Here is a 19,810-nt window from a genome sequence, read left to right on the forward strand (position 1 = left end):
GCGCGGTGCCCACATCGGTGTATCGGTACGGCCAGGCTACGAGCCCCCGACAGGTAACGGAGATCGTGCGCGCCACTTTGTCCGGGATCCGTCGTAACGATGCCGCCGGGGGGAACTCCGTCCCGCGGGACGCCCTGTTGACCGCGGACATCGTCGGCATCGTCGCTGCCACCCGCACTGCGGTGACCGGGTAGGCGGACCCGGTGCTCAAACGCCGCGACAGTGCGCTGATTCTGAACGCTCCTCACTACCGCCGGACCGTCGACTCGCAGTCCGAGACCGCGCTATCGAGCAGCGGTGCACAAGGCCGGCCTTCGCTGGGGCGTCGGTGAGCACGGCGGCGGTGGCTCGTCGTCATTCACACCAAAGCGAGGGGTCTCCGACCGGCGCCAACTCAGGTGACCACACTTACCACCTACCTGGCGAAACTCTTGGGTGCGATCGACCTGCGGCAGATTTGACCCGGGAACGACGCGTGCCATTCTCTGGGCGGCGCGGTCGCTTGGGACCATCTACTTCGCCCCCCGAAAGCCGACAGATCGTTACCGGCGGGGGCACCGATACAGAAGTTGCAGCCGCTGTGACCGAATTTTCGGAGACCCCGGGGCCGTGGTCGAGGCCTTATCTAAGTGGTCGAATCCCACCTGACTCGGGACAAGAAACAGGTCCCTACGAGCCGCACTCTCGTTGCGATACGGCGGAATCTGTCAATTTTTCCGAACAGCCGTTCTGTTCGGTCGATCCGGCTCTCAAGCTCTATTGAAAGTCGCGTAGCGCGCTCGGACGACAGCTGCCCCTGCCGGCACTCGCTGGTTTGTTAACAGTGAGGTAGACTGTTAGTAACTGTTAGGAGGTGTTGAGGTGGGCACGATCGACGACCGTTACCTCGCCGGCGACGTCGACTTCGAGGCCGCGGTGGGGGAGGCGCTCGGCACCCCGGTCTCGCGGGAAACCATGCTGCCGCTGCTGCATGCGCTGCGCCGCGGAGCGCACCCGAACGCCCAGCTCAGCGACCACGACGCAGCCTTGTACGACGCGGCCGGGTTCACCGAGGACCCACTCGCCCCAGCCGCTGCGGCCGCCGAGCGGGAACAACGCATGCGCCAGCTCACCGCGACCGCCAAGACCGTTGAGGAGGCGGCTCGCATGCTTGGGGTGTCGACCTCCCGGATCCGCCAGCGCGCCGGGTCGGGCAGTGTGTGGGCGATCAAGGTCGGCAACAAACTGTTGCTACCGGTGGTGCAGTTCACCGGTGAGGCGATGGTGCCGAACCTCGACCGCATCCTGACGGCCCTCCCGGACGGGTTGCATCCCCTCGCGCTCGAGCGGGCCCTGACCGACCCCAGGGCCGACCTGGCTCTGGACGGAAGCCCGGTCTCGGTCATCGATTGGCTCACCAGCGGCGGCGACGTCGAAACCGCACTAGAAGTGATTACCCAAATCGAGTGGGAGGCAGCGTAAGTGGCGCGGATGCTCCCGCACCCTCCGGCCGTCGACGAGCTTTCGCACCACGGCATCCGCGACAACGAATACGCTCTTATCCCCACCACCGGTTTGCTGTGGCGGGTGCACCGCACCACCAGCAGCCACGCGCTGGCCTGGGACGAGCTCCGCACGTATGGGCCGGTGCTGCGGTTCGACCCGCACCCGCTCCCGCGCGGTGACCACCCGGGGCACGGGGTTTGGTACGGGGCGATGGATGTGCACGGCGCACTCGCGGAAGCATTCCAGGCCACCCGCACGATCGACCGGGTGCAGGAGGCGCCGTACCTGACCGGGCTGCATCCGGCCCGGGACCTGCGGCTCCTCGACGTCGGCGGGTTCGGGGCCGGACGCTGGCCGACCCGGGTCGGGGGCACCTTCGCCCTCGATTCCGCCGCGCACGGCATCACCCAACGGTGGGCCCGCACCATTGCTGCCGCGCACCCCGGGCTCGATGGACTGCTCTACCGCGGTCGGTTTTCCGGCGGCCCGTGTGCGGCGCTGTTCCCCCCGGCCGCCGACGCCTTCCCCGTGCGGCCGGCAACGTCGAACCCGCTCGCGCACCCCGGCCTGCAACGCCGTCTCACCGCGGCCGCGGAGGCGCTCGGCTACACCCTCGTCTGAGGTTGCGCCGACCAAGACGGGTGGAGTCGATCTGGCCCGACGGCTCGACCGTGCGTTTCGTGTCAGGCACGGGCCGTGGTCAAGAGGATGTTCCGCACTCAGGTTCTGACGCGGGCAATTCGATCGCGTCCCGCGCCGGTGTGCACGGATGAGTGGATCCGCGGGGTTTGCAGGGCATCGGGGCTTTTGCCCTCTTGAGAGAGGAAGAGATCGCTGCTCGCATGGCGATAGTTGGCCCGAAGTTGCCAGTCCCAGTTCACCGTAAGTGGCACGGGAAGCTGTACCGAAAACCTTGTCATGGCTCCTCGATGTCGGTGTCGTCGGCTGATTCGGTTCCGACACGGCCGGGACGGGAGATCCGGTGCACGCTGGCATGGGGCAGCACCGGCCGCGCCGGATTCAGGCGGAGAAAGGTGCTGCTCCGCTGGGATGAAAACAATCGACCTCTCGCGGTTTCGTGGCGAGCTCAGGCGCGGCCCTTGAGCATCAGGTTCCAGTACAGGAACGGAAGGCCGTAGCGTTTGAGGTACCACATGTCTCGTCTCGATTTCGTGGTGTCGATGATCGGGAAGGACGGGGTGTGCCTTGACGTTGTAGTCGAACTCGGCGAGCAGCATCGTCTTGCGGGACGTGGTCAGAGGGCATGAGCCGTAGCCGTTGTATCGGCCGGTCAACGCCCTACCGTCCAGTGACGCGAGCACGTTGTCGACGGCGACCGGTGCCTGTTTACGGACCGCCGCGCCGGTCTTCGAGTTCGGGGTGGCGGCAACGTCTCCGAGCGCGAAGATGTCGGGAAACCTGCTGTGCTGCAGCGTGTGCTTGTCGACGTCGACGAATCCGGCGGCGCCGCCGGGCTCGGCGACGGGCGAAGCCTTGATCCAATCCGGTGCGGATTGGGGGGCTACGACGTGGAGCATGTCGTAACCGATCGTTTCGGCGGTGTTGCTGGTGTGGTCGACGATGGTTGCCTGCCGATGGTCGGGATCGACCTCGGTGAGCTCGCTGCTGGTGCGCACCTCGATGCCGTATCCGGCTGCTACCCGTTCGAGTTCGTCCGCGAAGGCGGCGATACCGAACATCGCCGGCGTGGGTAGGACGAGAACGACCCGAAATGGCGTCGAGAACGCCTTGCTCACGCCAGTAGTCGCATGCCAGGTAGGCGATCTTCTGTGGAGCCCCGGCGCACTTGATCGGCCCGGGCGGCATCGTGAACAGGGCGGTGCCCGAGCGCATGTTCCGGATCAACTCCCACGTCTTCGGCGCGAGCTCGCGGGAGTAGTTGCTCGACGCGTGCGGCGACGACAGGGCGGTGCGCACCCCGGGGGCTGACATGTGGACAAGACCATCCGGTCACTGGGACGGTAGAAGTTCGGGGTCGGCGCGAACTTGACCGGCAATCCCGAACAGGGGTAATGCCAGACGGCATTGTCGGTATCCCAGAACTTCTGGGCGACTTCGGTGATCTCGTCGAGAAGGTCGACGAAGCTACGGCGTGTCAATGGCGTCTTGGTCGCCAGCGATAATATAGGGGGCGGCGATGATCGAGCTGTGCGAGGCGCTGGCGGTTCCGACGATCGTCCGCCGACTGATCACGAGAACGGCGTCGTGCAAGTTCGTAGTTGAATTCCCGACGTTAGGTAGTCCCGAACGTTGGTGACGTGCCGGCGCGTACTAGGTCATTGGTGTGTGCCGTTTGTCGTGTGATCAGGGCTTGCAGAGTGGATTGCAGTTCGGGTAGCGCGAGGGAGACTAACCGATTCATGCGGTACAGGGTTGCTTGTCGGAAGTTGCCTTCGGCGATGAGGAACTCCGACCATCCGATAGATCGCATGCATGTCACGTCCTCCGCCACGTAGGCGGGCGTCCTCCGCGGCTTCCCCGCCTTTTGACAAGGGTGGGGGATGAGCTGTGCCAGCATCCGCATCGTGTCCTCGTCAAATCTGCGCCAAGTTAGCAGTAGTGAGCGGTGTCCGGGAAAGGCGTCGGTGTCCATGATTCCGCCGAGTAGCGAAACGGCGAGTTGTGCCCCCTCCCAGACAGCCACAGCGCCTAAGTGGAACTCCGTGAGATCGGAGCTGTGGGTGCGTGTCTGCGGCGCGGGTGACGGTGCTCTGGCCAGGGTCATCGGTGCCTCCGGCTTGGGGGCAGCTGATGGGAGCCTGTTGCCAGACTTCTGTCGTGAAGGATGTCGCCGAGGCATTGTGCGAACCGCTCGCGTGTCATACCGAATCTGACAAAGATTTCGTCGTCAGGAGCGCCTCCGTAGGGGGACCATGTAAGCGCGAATTGGATGATCTCGGAGGCTTCGTCAGGCGTGTGGTGAAGTTTTGCTCGTACTCGACGTTCGATGAGTTGGCGATGGCGCCGTTGCCGGTACTTGGTTAGTTGATCTTCCAGGTGTGGGTCTGTAGGTCTGTGTCGCATTGGGGATGGCATGTCGTTCTAGATCCTTGATCAGTTAACGGACAAACGGTGCGATCGCCCGAGAAGGCGCTCATCAGATGCCGTGTCGGCGGCGTGCACATGCGCAGGCTCAAATTGGCGTGGGCTCATAATCGGCGATCGATATGACGTCCTGGCGGTGCGGCGTTGGTACATCGTGTAGTCCCCCAAGCACGGAAAGTATTCTGAGCGCCACCTGCCCTTGGCGTAAATCTGGACGACGTTGGGTGACACTCGTCCTCCATCGGGGCTGTTAGCGCGTCGTTGCACTGGGTGCGGGTGCATGGTTCAGAACGTTTGTATCCCGGAGAGCGGTACCTGTGCGGCGTCCAGTGTCGATTCTGCGCCACCACGGTCATTGGTGCGGTCGGCAAGTTGCCTGGGCGAATCCCGTTCTCCTAGTTCACAAAGACGGCCGTCTCGACAACTGCATTGTTGCGGCGAATCCTATCGAATGACGTTGGAGGGCCGTACTACTCGTGACAGGTTGTCGTAGTGGGACGCTCGCGGTCGATCCGGGTGGGGCGCTGGCGAGGTTGATACCCAGTCTGGCCTGCGCCCCACCACCAGAATCTCACGGTGAACCAGAATTGCTGACCTCCGGCCGTAACGTTACCGCCGGAAACGTCTCGTCGAGTCCCGGAGCTGATGATTCGCGCGGAACCGTGCCGTGAGAAGCAGTCCGCCGCAATACGTTCTATTCGACGACCTTCTCGGGTTGCGCGAAGAGGTCGGGCCCTGTCGCTTCGGGCGCACGTACTGGGGCAACTTTGCGTCGCTGCAAAATCCAGGGCACGTAGAGGAAGAGCGTCGCCGCAACTGTGATCAGCGGTGCGAGCAAAGACACCTTCAGAGAGGTCTTCTGCTCGACGAGGGCGATGCCGAACGCGGATGCGATAATCCACGCCAGAACGGGCCAACTCAACTTGCCCGCCGGAGCATTGTCTTCGTAGCCGCGGGGCCTGCGTCCTGTGACGATCAGCCAGGCCAGCGCGATGATCACCCAGGATGTGATGAAGACACCCTGCCACGCGAGAGCCTTCGTCAGGTAGCTCACGACGTTGGTCAGCATGAACAGGTAGCATCCGACGCCGACCAGGACGACCCAGAGGAGACGCGGTGTCGCTTTGCCTGTGATTTGCTCGACGAATCGCTCGAGATTTCCGGAGGCGGAGAAGAAGTTCGCACTTTGGATCCGAATTTGGGAGATAAGGAAGACGAAAAGACCGACTCCACCGAGGGAGCTCAGAATCGCGCTGATAATGGCTGCTTCACTGTTTCCGTGATCCCATGATGACGTCAGGTAGATGCCACACAATCCTGCAACGATGAAGCAGACGGCGTAGAAGACCCAACCGAAAGTGACCTTGGCGTGGAAGTCGGCATCGTTGCGGCGTCCGTGACGGGCGAAATCGAATGTGTACATCATCATCACCCATGCGCCCATGAAAATGAGGTAGGCCTGCAACCAGCCCGGAAGCGGCAGGTCGGGGGGAGCGGGGGCCGACAGCCAGCCATCGGGGTAACCCCGCTTGACCGTCGAGGCGATGAGGATCGCGGCCAGGCCCAAGACGTAGAACGGCAGCAGGATGCCATTCAGCCGGTCCAGCCAGTTTTGCACTCCGCCGGCTACGAGCGGGACCGAGACGACGATGATGACGAGATACCAGATCTTGATGTCGCCGCCGAAGTACTGTTGCAGGGCGATCGACATGAGCGACCCCTCGAACGTTGCGAAGTACAACGCTGTTACACCGAAGAGCAGGGCCGCAACGGCGGACCCGCTCGATCCGAATACGCGGTTGGAAAACAAGCTGACGGTCTCACCCGTCTCAATCGCGCGCCGCGCCAGCATCGCGTTGATGATGCCATAGGTCGCGACGGTGAGAACCATTGCGATCAGTGTGTTCATAGGTCCGACGGCGGAGCTTGCGGCCTGGCCGATGTAGAGCCAGATCATGGCCGAGGTCATCCCCCAGAAAGCCATGGTCAGAGACCATCGCGGCACTCGATGGTCCTCTGGTAGTGCGGCTCCGCCGGGGCTGTCCTCGCCTCCGGTAATGTTCGATTGCATGTCGCTCCGATTCTGCTTCTCAGGGTGTGGGGTGGGGAAAAATGGCGTGCATCGGGGTTCCGACAGTTGGTGCTGACTCAACCCCTGTTGCGCGCGGGTCCGTTCACCGTCCGATGGTGAACGGCCCCGCGTCACAGACCTCCGCGCGGGGGGACGAGGTGTCTCGCGCTACCGCGTCGATCCATCGCGGCTCATAGAACTGATTGTTCGATGAACTTCGTATGGTGTGACACCGAGCAGAATTCGCTGCTTTCGGCTAGTTGACGGAGGAACGGCTTGGTAGTGATCAGTCCGTTCACCTCGAGCTCGTCGATGGCACGCTTCAATCGTGCGATTGCCGCCGGTCGGTCGGAGTCCCAGACGATGAGTTTTGCCAACATCGAGTCGTAGTAGGGCGACACCGTCGAACCCGCGGTGACGCCACTGTCGATCCGCACCCCCGGACCGGTCGGCCAGGTGACTGATTCGACGAGGCCGGGCGAGGGCATGAAGTTCATGTCGGAATTCTCAGCGCAGAGCCGCGCTTCGATGGAATGTCCATGCACGAGGATGTCCTCCTGCTGGTAGGCAAGAGGTGCACCGTCCGCGATCTTGAGCTGTTCGCGCACTAGATCGATCCCCGTGATCATTTCTGTCACCGGGTGCTCGACTTGCAGTCGGGTGTTCATCTCGATGAAGCAGATCTCACCGCGGTCGGCGTCGTACAGGTACTCGACAGTTCCGGCGCCGCGGTACTGGCATGCTTCTGCCAGTCGTACCGCGGAGGACAACATCTGCTCGCGAAGGTGGGAAGGGATATCGGGGGCGGGAGCCTCTTCGAGCACCTTCTGCTGTCGACGTTGCATAGAGCAGTCACGATCGAACAAGTGGATCGCCCTGCTACCGTCAGCGAGAATTTGCACCTCGACATGCCGCGCACGTTCGATGTACCGCTCGAGGTAGACAGACGAGTCACCGAAGGCCGCCGAAGCCTCGGCTGCAGCGATTTTGAACTCCGATTCCAGATCGGCGGCCCGGTGGACGATGCGAATCCCGCGACCTCCGCCACCTGCAGACGCCTTGATCATCAGCGGATAGCCGATACGCTCTGCGGCTGCCTGCAGCGATTCGAGATCAGCAATGGACCCGTCACTGCCGTCCATGATCGGCACCCCGGCGGACCGCGCTGCGCCTCGTGCGGCGGCCTTGTTGCCCATCAGTTCGATCGACTCCGGGCAGGGGCCGACCCAGATGAGGCCGGCGTCGACGACCGCGCGTGCGAAGGAGGCGTCTTCGGATAGAAATCCGTAACCGGGGTGTACAGCGTCAGCACCCGACGACACTGCAGCGTTGAGCATCGCGTCGCGGGAAAGATAGCTTTTGGTCGCCGGCGACGGCCCGACACAGATGTCCTCGTCGCTGAATGTGGCCGGATGTCCGGTTCGATCGGCTTCGCTCACTGCCAGAATGGTCTCTATTCCCAGCTCTCGCGCGGCACGCATGATGCGGATGGCGATCTCGCCGCGGTTTGCAATGAAGAGTCGCTTCACGATGACACCTCGACTGTCTTGTGTTCTTCGTGTGCGTCGACGTGCGGTTGTCTCATGACCGTGCCAATTCGACGATGTCTTGGCCGGGGGAAACCTCGGCGCCGTCCTCAACCAGGAATCGGACCACCGTGCCGGCCAGATCGCTGGGCACGGAGTGGAAGCTCTTCATGATCTCCACGAGTCCCACGATGTCTCCGGTGGCCACCTCCTGGCCCACTTCGACGTAGACGGGTTCACTTGGGGACGGACGACGATAGAAGATCCCGGGGATCGAAGTTTTCAGGGTGTGTGTGTCGGACATAGGTCCTCTGCCTTTCGATAGGGAGTTGCAGCGTCGTTGAACGCTCGCGATGTCCCCGAGTACGGAGCTGTCAGCGAGTTCTAAAGTGTTCGGTGCGGTGCGCGAGGAATCGCGCGGCGCCTCGTACCGCGTAGGGCGGCTCGTCGCTGACTGCCAGAACGGCACGACACCGGACGCGGGTATCTATCCGCGGTGTATTGCCTTGCGCCGTATGGACCAAAACGACGAAATCGTAAGCGCAAGTCGACTATCGAGTCTTCGGTCTGGTTGTCGACCCGTACCGAGCAGCGCAGCGGGTCGCACCTACGTGCTCTGCACGGAGCGCCTCGACAGTGCGACCACCTCGATGTCTGCGTCTGTGAGCGCTCGACGCAGTGCGGCCCCGATGTCAACGGCATTGGGACGGTCACCGTGGATGCACAGCGTGTCCGCTTCAATGTCGAGCTTCTCGCCACCGATCGTTGTCAGAATCCCCTGTGCCATCTCCACGCCACGTGCAGCTACGTACTGGGGTTCCTTTCTCGGGGGCAACCGTTCGATGATGACGTTCCCGTCGTCGTCGTACTCCATGTCAGCCACAATCTCGGCACGGACGCGGAAACCGCGGTCGCGCAGCACGTTAGCGGGCGCACCCGTGAACGTCACAATATCGAGTCCCTCGTGGAGTTCGACCATGGCTTCCGCGAACTTCACGAGCAGTTCATGGTCTTGGTTGATCATCACGTTCAACGATCCATGGGGCTTGACGTGAGTCATGCGCACACCGGCCATCTTTGCAAAGGCCATGAGCGCGCCCACCTGATAGACACACATGTCGACCACCTCCTCATGTGAAGCGGCCAGAGTGCGGCGCCCGAACCCGCCGAGATCAGGAAAGCCCGGATGGGCTCCCAGATCGACATCGTTTTCTTTGGCCAGTCGTACCGAATTGCGCATCCAACCAGGGTCACCACCGTGGAATCCACAGGCAGTGTTGACCGATGTCACGTGCTTGAGGAGCTCTTCGTCGTGACCTAGGACCCATCGGCCGAAACTCTCGCCGGCATCGGCGTTGAGATCAATCCGCACAGCTCGTCCTCCTTGTGATGTCGTGCATTGGCCGAAACAGCGACCATGAATGTGTCTGTCGTCACAACACTCTAGAACCGCTGCACAACCATTACAAGGGTTTGGTCGGACGTCATGGTTGCCCGCATGTTGTTTTTTGGTTAACGCTGCAACTCGGCGGCGGCAGTGCCTAGCCAGACGGAGAGTTTCGCTTGGCGACTGGGCCCCGGACTGGTCCCGCGGGTCTGCGGCCCGAAAAGGGCCTAATCGCGGGCATGCGGACGCGCGATCTAGCCGCCCCAGCCGTACTTCAGCTTCTGCACGAGCTTGGCGCGTACGTCTACTAATCAGCTACTGATCGCGTGACATATAGAAGACGCACAGGCGCCTTCTGCATGGCAGTGAAGAAGCGCACCCACCGCAGACTTTCCGATGCGACAACCGGCGGCGGTGGGTGCGACTCACTACAACCGGGAATAGCTGCGCTGTGCGTCCAGTGCGCTGAATCTTCCGTCAGGTGAACAAGGTTGGGCAGATCGGGCCGCGACGAGCACCAGAGCACCGGTCCTCAGTGGTTCGGCGTACATGTCGCCGGCGATCCGGTCCACGGCGAGCATTCAGAGACGATTGCGGCAGGCCGCATTCGTCAGGTGTGCCTATGGGCCGCAGACCAGCGACAGCGTGAATCCATGCACAGGGGTCCATCCCGTCGAGGGCGGCCATACGGGGGACGAAGATCCGATCCCGCCGAGAAGGACGATCAGATGCCGGTCACGACAACGGCTTTGTGTCTCGGCTCGGAAGGAGACTGCAGTGGTGCTCGTGGCGTTCCATCTCAATTGATCCGTGCGTCGCGGTCGCCCCACTCGCTCTCCCGGAGCTCGAACTTGCGGATCTTGCCGGTAGAGGTCTTGGGCAGGTTTGGGACTACAACGATCTCGCGAGGTGCCTTGTACCGAGCGATACGTGTCTGAACATGTTCGAGGAGGTCGGCTGCAGTTACATCCCCGGGCTCGATGACCACAACGAAGGCCTTAGGACGCTCCCCCCACTGTGGGTCGGGCACACCCACCACCGCCGCTTCGATCACGGCAGGATGAGTCATCAAAGCCTGCTCTACCTCGACCGTCGAAATGTTCTCCCCGCCGGATATGATGATGTCCTTGGCGCGATCACGCAGTTCGACGTAGCCGTCAGGGTGCATGACACCAAGGTCGCCGGAGTGGAACCACCCACCGCCGAAAGCAGATCGCGTCGCTTCGGGATTGCGATAGTAGCCGCTCATGACGTTGTTCCCGCGCATCACAATTTCACCGATGGTCACGCCGTCGGCCGGGACATCGACCAGCAGTCCTTCCGGGCTCTCTGTGGACACCACCCGCATTCGATCTGCCTGAATCATCCCGACACCCTGTCGGGCCATTCTCCTGGCTCGGGTGGCCGCATCCAGAGACTTCCAGCTGCTCTGAGGCTCGCAGATCGAGTAGGGACCGTATGTCTCGGTCAGTCCGTACACGTGGACGACCTCGAAGCCGATATCGGCCATACGCTCGATCGTGGTCGGGCTGGGCGGCGCCCCGGCGGTGGTGACAATGATGGGCCGGTCGAGCTTGTGCGCGCGACCGCTGTTCATGATTGTGATGATGACGGTGGGGGCGCCATTGAGGTGAGTGACACCGTGCCGGTCGATGAGATTCCAGATCAGCTCGCTTCGGACCTCTCGCAGACAGACCTGTGTTCCGCCGGCGGCCGCGACTGCCCAACCGGTGGACCAACCGTTGCAATGAAACATCGGTAGTGTCCAGAGATAGACGCTGTCGACGTCGTGTTTCGAGTGGATCAGTTCACCGATGGCGTTGAGATAGGCGCCGCGGTGTGAGTACATCACCCCCTTTGGCTTCCCGGTCGTACCGGAGGTGTAGTTGATTGAAAGCAGCGACCTCTCATCGTCGACCGCCCACTCGATTGCGGGCAGATTCACGCCGTGCACCATGGCCAGTAGGTCGGAGAAATCGCGGCATTCGGCGAGAGCGGCAGTCCCCGACGCGGCATCGTCGGTTACCGTCACGATCGTCTCAACAGTCTCGAACTTCTCTGCCACATCCACGATCGAAGAGCTCAATGCGGTGTCTATCACCAGGAATGTCGATTGACTGTGGTCGACGATGTAGCGGATCTCCTCACCGGACAACCGGGTGTTGATTGCGACCAGCACCGCACCGGCCAGCGGTACCGCGAAATGTGCGATCAACATCTCCGGCACGTTCGGCATCAGATACGCCACACGGTCGCCAGGGCGCACCCCGGCGGCGCGCAGTGCGCGGACGCGAAGTTCGACCGCCTCGGCCAATGCCCGATAGGTGAGCGCCTCGTCGCCATAGATGACGGCGGTCTTGTCCGGATAGACATCGGCTGACCTACGTAGGAATGACAGTGGCGTCAATTGAGTGGTGAAAGGGTCCATATCGCAGAGTCCTTCTAAAAAAGGCTGAGGCCCGCATCGACTAGGCGACGTCGGCCTCTCAAGGTGGAAGCAACCGTGGACTTGGTCTGCCTGCTCGTCGATCCGTGCCAAGCTAGACAACACTCTGTCGAGGACCCGACCAATGATGGAACGAGACGGCTGGTGGTGACGATGACGGGGATTCGGTGACGCTCGTTAGTCCCGAAGTCCCGATGCGTCTCGACAATTGAGTCCTGCTCGCGGAGGCGCGCCCGACCCTTACAGCGAGCGTCGGGCGTCGAATCGTCAGGTGGGGAGCCGGCGCCGAATCGCGGGCATGAGAAGCGTCCAGCCGACGGGAGTCGACGGGCCGGTACCGTACGCCATCGGTCCAACGCGGACGGAGGACGCGCCCACACTGGTCGACACCGGAAGCGTGTTCTTCCTCCTGCGTCGACCAGTGACCGAAGAATCAGAGAACGGCGAGCGGGTTCACCATCGAAGACGTGGACCCCTTGGTCTTCACCGGAGCCATGATGAACAGGAACTCGGATCGACCGGTTGCGAGTAGCTCCTCGGTCTTCACGTTCTCGAGGAGATGCGTCCCAGTTTCGGTGAGGAGATGCTGATGCACGACAAATGGTGCACCGGGGACCTCGCCGGGCAACACTTCGATTGCCCAGGTGTCAGCGCCGACGACGGTGACGCGCCGATCGGACAGCCAATGGGCGGCATCCCATCCGATGCCAGGCTCGTCATTGTTGTAGCGATCATTGTCGACCATCCAGAGCGCGCCGTAACCCGTGTGAAGGATGACGGCGTCTCCACGTCGAACCTCGACGTCTTGGAGCTCACATGCCTTCTCGAGATGATCAGGCGTAATGACAAAACCTTCTGTCAGCATGTCGACACCCTCGACCGCAGCGATATTCAGCAGCACGCCTCGTGTCACCCACGGTCGTACGTTGTGGATGCCCAACTTATTCAGAGCAGCCGGTGCGTAGAAATCCTTGTAGTGCAGACCGTTGTAGTACCTCCCACCGATGCCGATGTGGCCGAAGCCATCGAGGTGAGTACCGATGTGATAGATCTGGGAGACGTGTTCTTCCATGTATCCCATGTCGTTGACCTCGCCCAGCGGCATTGCATCCATCTGGCCGTGAGCGGCGACCAATTGGTGGTACCAACGCGCTCCCTCTTTGCCCGGAGGCGACCACGTCGGCGCTCCGAACTCCAGGACGCGGGCCAATTCGAGGACACGCCCTTCACGCACCAACTGGATGGCCTCGAGAGTGAGCTGAGGACTCAACTCGTTGCCCGCACCCAGCTCATCACCTTCTCCATAGCGTGAAGGCCACCATTGCGGGCTGTTTTTGCCTGTTCCGTCGTAGGTGGACGTACCGGTGTTGGCAAACGGCTCGAGATTAACGTCCTCTTCACCCGAGTTCGTAGAACCGGGGACATCACATGCCCTGCACATATTTCCTCCATACCTTGGCGCGAGATCGCAGCTCACTTGCGTGACGGCTGAGTCAGACACGGCGCGCCGTGACCGTTGTCACAACGTATCGAAATCTCCAACCATGCGCAACCAATAGTCGATAAATGGGCGCGCAAGCGCTATGCGCAGGATCCGGAGGAGGGCCCTGTGGCGTGTCAGCGGCGCCGACAAGCCGGGCTTGCACGATTCGTCAGTGCTGGTGAAGGACGGCGACGTCGGCTGCAGGGGAAGATCTGGGGGGCGAAGGTGGGAAGGGGTGTCGGGTGACGTTGTGACGCCCCGGCGCACGACCGAAAGCTAGGGCAAGGAGCCATCAGTGACGATCGCAGCGTCAACGTGACTCGCTGCGGCGTGGCGGTGGTGCAAATGATCAGGTAGTTACTGTAGTAACAGCTGATGCTGTGTCGACAGAATCGATTAGGGGGACACGCGCACAAGCGTGCCGGCTACATGTCGGGCACGTCTGCCGATGGCAGCTGATCACCATGAGTGACTCCGGACTGCCATGACGACAGCGTATCGACTGGCTGTGTCTTTCGTACACTATGTGCTCCTCGGCTGTCTGAATACCGGCGCCGTCGGCACCGAAACCGGTTGAACGGCCGCACGGCTTTCCAGGGGCTGACCGAGCAGCTCCGCCGCGCGTAGCGCCATGAAATGCCACGTGGGGCCAGACGCCGGACCCACCGGCCGGGCTTCAATCCTGGCGATGGTCACCCGACGACCATTTACGGTTCTGGCGTGTGCGGCGATGCGCGCCGACCCACACCCTCTTCGTGAGCGATGACCACGTCGACCCCGCGCCCGAGTGCAAGCGCCGTGGAAGGCGACGCTGCCCGGCAAGGGAGCTTGCGGGGAGGTTTCTGCTGAGCAACCTCTCTGCCGAGGTCTCCGACCGTCAAGGCTCGATGGTTGTGCGCGCGCTCTCACCGTCGCTTCGTACGGTTACGGCGGTGCGGTCCGATCGGTACAACTCATGGGAGTACTCGAAGGGCCGCCCGCTATCGAGTTCGGTTGTTCGAGTGATGGATATCAGGGGTGCTCCCACTGACACCTGAAGAAGTCCCGCGACCTCACGGCTCGCAGCAGCTGCTGCGATCGTTTCGATCGCTACTCCGCGATCGACGTCGTATCGGGTTTCCAGGATGTCGTACAGCGATCCTCCCAGCGACTGTTCGAGTAGACCGGGGAAGAGGTCACAGGGAAAATGGGCCCGCTCGAGTACCAATGGTAATCCGTCGGCAAGACGGAGCCGCTCGATATGGAAAATCCACGTGTCCGCGTCCAGTGCGAGCTGCTTTGCGGATTCGTCGTCTGGGGGTCCAGCATGCGTCCCCAGAACTGTCGTACCGGTTTCGACTCCCTGAGCCTTCAGATACCGGGGTAGCCCGACGACAGGGGTTGAACGAACCAATTTTTTCGGAGCGACGAAAACTCCCCCATTTCGCCCGTGAGTTCGAAGGATCTCCTCCTGGTGCTCGAGGTGTTCGAGCGCCCTGCGGATGGCCCATCTGCTCACGCCGAGCGTCTGCGCGATCTCCCGCTCGGCACCGATGCGGGCGCCCGGCCGCAAACCACGATCCGCGATGAAGGAACGTATGATCGTGGCGAGATCGTTGGCTGATCCCTGACGCGGAATCGGTAGAAGGACTTCATCATACGTGTCGCGCATAAGGTGCTCCCCCGGCCGAATCCAGTATTGTTCGTGTGATTGATTGAGTTTGTTGGTTTGACACGGGCGTGGTTCTCCTCGCTTCGAGGCCACGCGGCGCGGTCGCGCCCTGCGCCGCCCGGGCCATGGCGAGCCGGCCAGCCTACGAGGGGACCTGGTTCGCCGGCGAGGCGATTCGAGGTATCGACGCGCGCCTGTCAATGGCAGGACTGCCCCGAGCAGGCGCGTGCCGACACATACCCGCAGCCCGTGTCTCTCGACATAGGCGTGGTGTGACTCGGCCAAATGGGCTTAGCTCTCTGGCGCAAACCGTCCGCGTGAGCTGGCCGCACTCATGATCCGACGAAGGGAATCGAGGCGACTATGAGGAAAGCGATTCACAGGCCCGGGCGATACGGTCTTGGCGTTCGTGCCGAGCGGACATCGCTTCCTCCAGCGAGACGGCGCGAAAGCGAACTCGGCCGTGAGTGGGCGCCTGTCCCAGCACGTCGAGGTCGGCCGTGATGACAGTGCCCACTGTGCAATATCCGCCGGCCGTCACGGCATCACGCGCCAGCACAATCGGCTCGGTCCCGCTCGGGATCTGAATCGCCCCGATCGGATATCCCGCGTCGACGACGTTGGAAGGGTCACTTCCGGCGCCAAACGGTTGTTCGCGATGGACGAACTCCAAGGCCGAGCTGTTTTTGCAACTCAGTCGAATCCCCGTGCGATCCGCGTTGGGGGTGACCGCCCATTCGCGTTCTTCGAAGTCCCGCCGTCCTTCTTCGGTCAGTCGGTAGTTGAAGAGTCCGGGCACGTAGCGCAACGCAACGTCCTTCGCTCGCTGAGGGACGTGTTCGGCTGAGAGTTTCCGTACCGCGTGGAAGCCGGCATGTTCCGGCAGAAGGTGGAGGAGGTCGCCCGCGTGGAGCTTGCGGCCGTCGAATCCTCCGAAGCCGGAGTTGACGTGAGTCGAGCGGCTACCGAGAAATTCTGTAACGTCGAATCCACCAGCGACGGCGATATACCCGCGGACACCTGTCTGAAGGAAGCCGAATGAGAGCACCTCTCCCGGCTGTACGTGATGCGATCGCCATGGCTCTACGGGATTGCCGTTGAGAAAGATCGGGATCTCGCCACCCGTGATCGCGACCGTTGCCGGAGCGGAGAATGACAGCTTCGGCCCCATGAAGGTGAACTCGAGGACCGCCGACCCAGGACGATTGTCGACTAGAGCATTCGCAAGGGTGTAGGACTCCATGTCCATTGCACCGGATGGCGGGATCCCCCGCCGATAATGACCGGGTCGTCCCGCGTCTTGGACGGTTGTCATGAAGCCTGGTTCTTCCACGACGATCATTTGTATAGCACCTCGATCAGGTTCCGATTGTATTCGTCCGGGTCGGCGATGAGCTCCGCCGGCTCGAAACGAATGCGCTTTATCAGGTACCGGTAGGTCCCGTTACTCACCGCGCGACCGATCTCGTCATATTCGTCACGTGCGATTGGCCGGTAGTTGCAGATGGTTCCGAGCTGTACCAACTCTGTTCGATCACGAAAGTCGGGTAGTCGCTGAGCTGGATCGTAAACCGGAGCCGCTGCCCGGCCGAAGATTGGGTATCCGCCGACGCTCGGGGTTGGATAGATCGCGGGAAACGCTCCACCGAGTGCGAAGGCCCGATCAGGTGTCTCCGTTCGTGGCCGCAGATATTTCGGTCCCTGCAACTGACGCTTCTTAGGCACCATCTGATACGACCACACGATACCCGGCACAAACCCTGTCATCGACGCCAAAGAAGGTGTACTGGTGAGACTGTCGATGAAACCTTCCGTGTCCGCGAAGCCGTTGACGCGCGAGAGATACTCGAGGTCGGTCGAGTCGGGATCTTGAACGCGATCCCGGAACTTCATGAGCACTTCGTGCGTCCACGGATCGTTAAACAGCACCGGTATATCGACGATGCGGGTGTCGAAGGAGGCGAAACCTTTCGCGCGGGACCGTGCCTCGGCCTTCTTGAGATCGTTCACCAATACCGTGTACGAGATCACATCTGGGTCGTACCTGACGAGATAGGAAACATTGGCCGGACATACATCGAGAACTCCGTCGATACCACTGGACTCGACGTCCGTGACCACCCGCTGGACAAGAAGGTTTGTTTCCAGGCTCATCTCTTCGTCGAACTCGACGAGGACGAATTCCTCAGCACCGGCTGAGTAGCGCGTCTCGAACAGGGTAGAGGTAGAGGAAAATTCGGACATAATCGGTCAGACCGTCTTGCGCTGAGACGGCCGTGAAATCACGGGGGTAATCGGGAACATCGAAACCGGCTGCGTCCGGGACAGGCGAGGTTCTCGAATGTGTGCGACGAACCCTTTCCGGACGACGTCGGAAGGTTCGGCGTGGTGGGGGTGGCGCATTTTTCCTCCGAGGTGTGACTTACTCCGGAGCCGGCGTTGATTATGGTGCGGCTCACAGCGGACCGTATCCAGTCCGACGCTACGTCCATTGTCCGACCAGTGCAAGGAGCATGGGTCATTTTGGCGATTAAAAGGTTGTTACACGAGTCGGCGGGCCCGGCGATGGCGTGAGCTCCGGGCCGCTCGATGCACCTGTTCTGCGCGGAATATCTGCATGAAGCAGGGTCTTTTGAACGGTGTATCGGATTGCTCCACGCCCCGGCGCGGCGGACTCGATGCGAGTGTGTCGGCGGCGCAACCACAAACGGACCACAAACTATTGTCCTGCGGTCTTCGCACCCTGCATTGACAATGCGCGGTGCTCGGAGGAGGCCCCGCCCAGTAGACCGGAGCATGGCCTCGTGCGACTCCACCACTCGGGCGTATCGGGCCAGTCGCACTTTAGGTGTGGAGACCCGAGAGGACGATCGTCATGCCAGCGGCCGCCAATACGAACACACCGAACGCTACGACGAGCAAGAGAATCCAATCGTAGCGATTCATCGCGTATGCCTCCCTGCCGACCGACTGTCGCACCGCGCGTCTGCCTCAGTCCGGTGAAGCACGTATGAGGCTGGCTGGAGTCGGTCGGGGAGGCTCTGCGGGCGGGGCTGCATCCGGCGATACCGGATGCGGGACAGAATTTGCCGATACTGGACAGGATGAGTCGCCACGTCGTCGAGCGCGCGATCGATGACAGGGTCGTTCCGTGTGGATCGGTGTGTGCTGTAGGCGAACTTCGCTGCCGAATACACAGGACACACGTGAGTGATCTTTCGGGTTCCCCACGCAGTTGGCTCTTCCAGCCGCAGATTCTTGTCCGCCGTCACTGGTGCACTCGCCTTGTCTTGGTTCGGCACAGTGGAAGTACTTTCGTCCCGCACCTTTGCGGCACCCCCGATCCAGGAACCGGTTGTTTCGTAATGGACGACGACGCTGAACCAGTCCTCGTCATCTCTGCGCCTCACTTCTCGTCACTACTGCCATTGCAATGTGGACTCGTCTGAACTTGGTCTGCGCCGTTGTCAACCCAGATCCTATTGAGCTGTTGAATACAGTGTCAGCGTTCACTTCTCAATCTGCTGCCGGGCGATGGGAATCATCTCCAGACTCGCGACCTCCGCAGACGACCGCCGCGGCCAACGACTACGAGAACGTTCACGCACGACCACAGTGCAGGTCTGGGCGTCGGCATGGGGTCGGTGCTCCGACTCGGAGGAAAAGTCCGCGTAATGCACACGTACTGGCGACCGTGCCGGTTTCAGTGTGAACACACGAGGCTTGGTCGTCCCGAGTGCGTGGTGAAGATGACTCTGTTGTCGTGCCAGACGAGCGATTCGGGATGCCACCGCGGGCGGCTGCGGTTGCCGCGGGGGCGCTGACCCGGATCGATCGGCTCGGTCTCGAAGTCACTCGCGCTTCCGCGGACTCGGTACGCGGAAGCGCCGAACCGCACCGCGCCGTCCTGTTGCGCCGGAAGGTTCGACGCCGATTCCCCCGGTCACAGGATTGGCCGCGGCTTCTGTGTTCAGCCGCGAGCTGCGGCCTGGCCGGAGGGGCCTTTTCGCTGTCGGCGACGATCGCAGGGACGTGGGTGTGGACTGGTAGTCGTGGCCCGGTGCAGTAGCGCCTCCGGCACCGTCACATCGTCGACGCCGCGGCGGTCTTCTTGCCCGATTGATCGAACGCAGGACGCCGCGAAGAGGGCAGTAGGGAGCGCGGTGGAGCGAGCGGTACATCATCGCGGATTGCGGCGGTCCCGGTTCAGGACCGCCGCAATCCGCTTCTCCGTGTCGTTCGGTCAGGCGACGGAGTCGGTGGAGTCAGTGACGTCTTCATTTCCATGTATCACGTATGCAACGTTGCCATCGGTGTCGAAGATCGGTGCGTTGAGTGCCCGAAACCATCGTTCCTCGTATCCGCCTCCCTGCTCCTCGGGACGCGCGATGGGGTAACGCACTGCTCCGGGCAGCCATTCCGCTTTCCCAGTCTGCCGGGCTTGCTCGATTCCGTATTTCAGCGCCTGCGTTCCCTTTGCTTCGGGGTCATTCGGGTTGTCGGGGAATGCCTCGAAGATGTTCTGACCGATGAGTGCGTCTCGGGTCCGCATGGCCATGGCCAGGTATCCGTTCGTGGCTGCGACAATCCGGTAGTCATTGTCCACCACGACGTAGTTGACCGGTGCCTGTTCGAAGATCGCCTGGAAGTCGGGAGTGTGGGGTGTCATAGTAGATCCTTTCTTTTTTCAACGCG

General features: G+C 61.9%; 13 protein-coding genes and 1 pseudogene. 3 read left to right on the top strand and 11 right to left on the bottom strand.

Annotated elements, in window-relative coordinates:
- Nucleotides 1–65 precede the first annotated feature (65 nt).
- The 3 genes from RHA1_RS53115 to RHA1_RS42535 all read left to right on the top strand — a co-directional run bounded on the left by RHA1_RS53115 (nucleotide 66) and on the right by RHA1_RS42535 (nucleotide 2,106).
- On the top strand, nucleotides 66–194 hold the full coding sequence (locus tag RHA1_RS53115; protein ID WP_272942796.1) for a hypothetical protein: 129 nt from the start codon (nucleotides 66–68) through the stop codon (nucleotides 192–194).
- 667 nt (nucleotides 195–861) lie between these two features.
- On the top strand, nucleotides 862–1,461 hold the full coding sequence (locus RHA1_RS42530) for a helix-turn-helix domain-containing protein (RefSeq protein WP_011600214.1): 600 nt from the start codon (nucleotides 862–864) through the stop codon (nucleotides 1,459–1,461).
- Nucleotides 1,462–1,470: 9 nt separating this feature from the next.
- The gene (locus RHA1_RS42535; RefSeq protein WP_050787688.1) at nucleotides 1,471–2,106 is read left to right on the top strand and encodes an RES family NAD+ phosphorylase; all 636 of its coding nucleotides are present in this window, start codon (nucleotides 1,471–1,473) and stop codon (nucleotides 2,104–2,106) included.
- 466 nt (nucleotides 2,107–2,572) lie between these two features.
- On the opposite strand, the pseudogene RHA1_RS42540 reads toward RHA1_RS42535, so the two are convergent.
- The 11 genes and pseudogenes from RHA1_RS42540 to RHA1_RS42610 all read right to left on the bottom strand — a co-directional run.
- Nucleotides 2,573–3,429 (bottom strand): annotated as a pseudogene (locus RHA1_RS42540) (NAD(P)/FAD-dependent oxidoreductase); the annotation flags it as partial.
- Between the two features lie 1,816 nt (nucleotides 3,430–5,245).
- Entirely contained in the window at nucleotides 5,246–6,508 is a 1,263-nt protein-coding gene (locus tag RHA1_RS42550) for a purine-cytosine permease family protein (protein WP_237727110.1), read from the bottom strand.
- A gap of 305 nt (nucleotides 6,509–6,813) precedes the next feature.
- On the bottom strand, nucleotides 6,814–8,151 hold the full coding sequence (locus RHA1_RS42555; RefSeq protein WP_011600222.1) for an acetyl-CoA carboxylase biotin carboxylase subunit: 1,338 nt from the start codon (nucleotides 8,149–8,151) through the stop codon (nucleotides 6,814–6,816).
- 52 nt (nucleotides 8,152–8,203) lie between these two features.
- On the bottom strand, nucleotides 8,204–8,452 hold the full coding sequence (locus RHA1_RS42560) for an acetyl-CoA carboxylase (protein WP_011600223.1): 249 nt from the start codon (nucleotides 8,450–8,452) through the stop codon (nucleotides 8,204–8,206).
- 303 nt (nucleotides 8,453–8,755) lie between these two features.
- Nucleotides 8,756–9,520: a LamB/YcsF family protein gene (locus RHA1_RS42565; protein WP_011600224.1), complete on the bottom strand. Its 765-nt coding sequence runs from the start codon at nucleotides 9,518–9,520 to the stop codon at nucleotides 8,756–8,758.
- A gap of 814 nt (nucleotides 9,521–10,334) precedes the next feature.
- On the bottom strand, nucleotides 10,335–11,963 hold the full coding sequence (locus tag RHA1_RS42570) for a long-chain-fatty-acid--CoA ligase (protein WP_011600225.1): 1,629 nt from the start codon (nucleotides 11,961–11,963) through the stop codon (nucleotides 10,335–10,337).
- 451 nt (nucleotides 11,964–12,414) lie between these two features.
- Nucleotides 12,415–13,482, bottom strand: a complete 1,068-nt coding sequence (locus tag RHA1_RS42575; protein ID WP_148228554.1) for a cyclase family protein — start codon at nucleotides 13,480–13,482, stop codon at nucleotides 12,415–12,417.
- 859 nt (nucleotides 13,483–14,341) lie between these two features.
- On the bottom strand, nucleotides 14,342–15,115 hold the full coding sequence (locus RHA1_RS42580; RefSeq protein ID WP_148228555.1) for a GntR family transcriptional regulator: 774 nt from the start codon (nucleotides 15,113–15,115) through the stop codon (nucleotides 14,342–14,344).
- A gap of 361 nt (nucleotides 15,116–15,476) precedes the next feature.
- Nucleotides 15,477–16,457 (bottom strand): 5-oxoprolinase subunit C family protein, encoded by a 981-nt coding sequence (locus tag RHA1_RS42585; protein ID WP_011600229.1) that lies wholly within the window; start codon nucleotides 16,455–16,457, stop codon nucleotides 15,477–15,479.
- Nucleotides 16,454–17,359, bottom strand: a complete 906-nt coding sequence (locus tag RHA1_RS42590; protein ID WP_011600230.1) for a 5-oxoprolinase subunit B family protein — start codon at nucleotides 17,357–17,359, stop codon at nucleotides 16,454–16,456. Before RHA1_RS42590 ends, RHA1_RS42585 begins: the two co-directional genes overlap by 4 nt.
- Nucleotides 17,360–19,358: 1,999 nt before the next feature.
- Nucleotides 19,359–19,784 (bottom strand): PAS domain-containing protein, encoded by a 426-nt coding sequence (locus RHA1_RS42610; RefSeq protein ID WP_011600234.1) that lies wholly within the window; start codon nucleotides 19,782–19,784, stop codon nucleotides 19,359–19,361.
- Between the last annotated feature and the right edge of the window lie 26 nt (nucleotides 19,785–19,810).

The sequence above is a fragment of the Rhodococcus jostii RHA1 genome (assembly GCF_000014565.1).
Taxonomy (GTDB): domain Bacteria; phylum Actinomycetota; class Actinomycetes; order Mycobacteriales; family Mycobacteriaceae; genus Rhodococcus_F; species Rhodococcus_F jostii_A.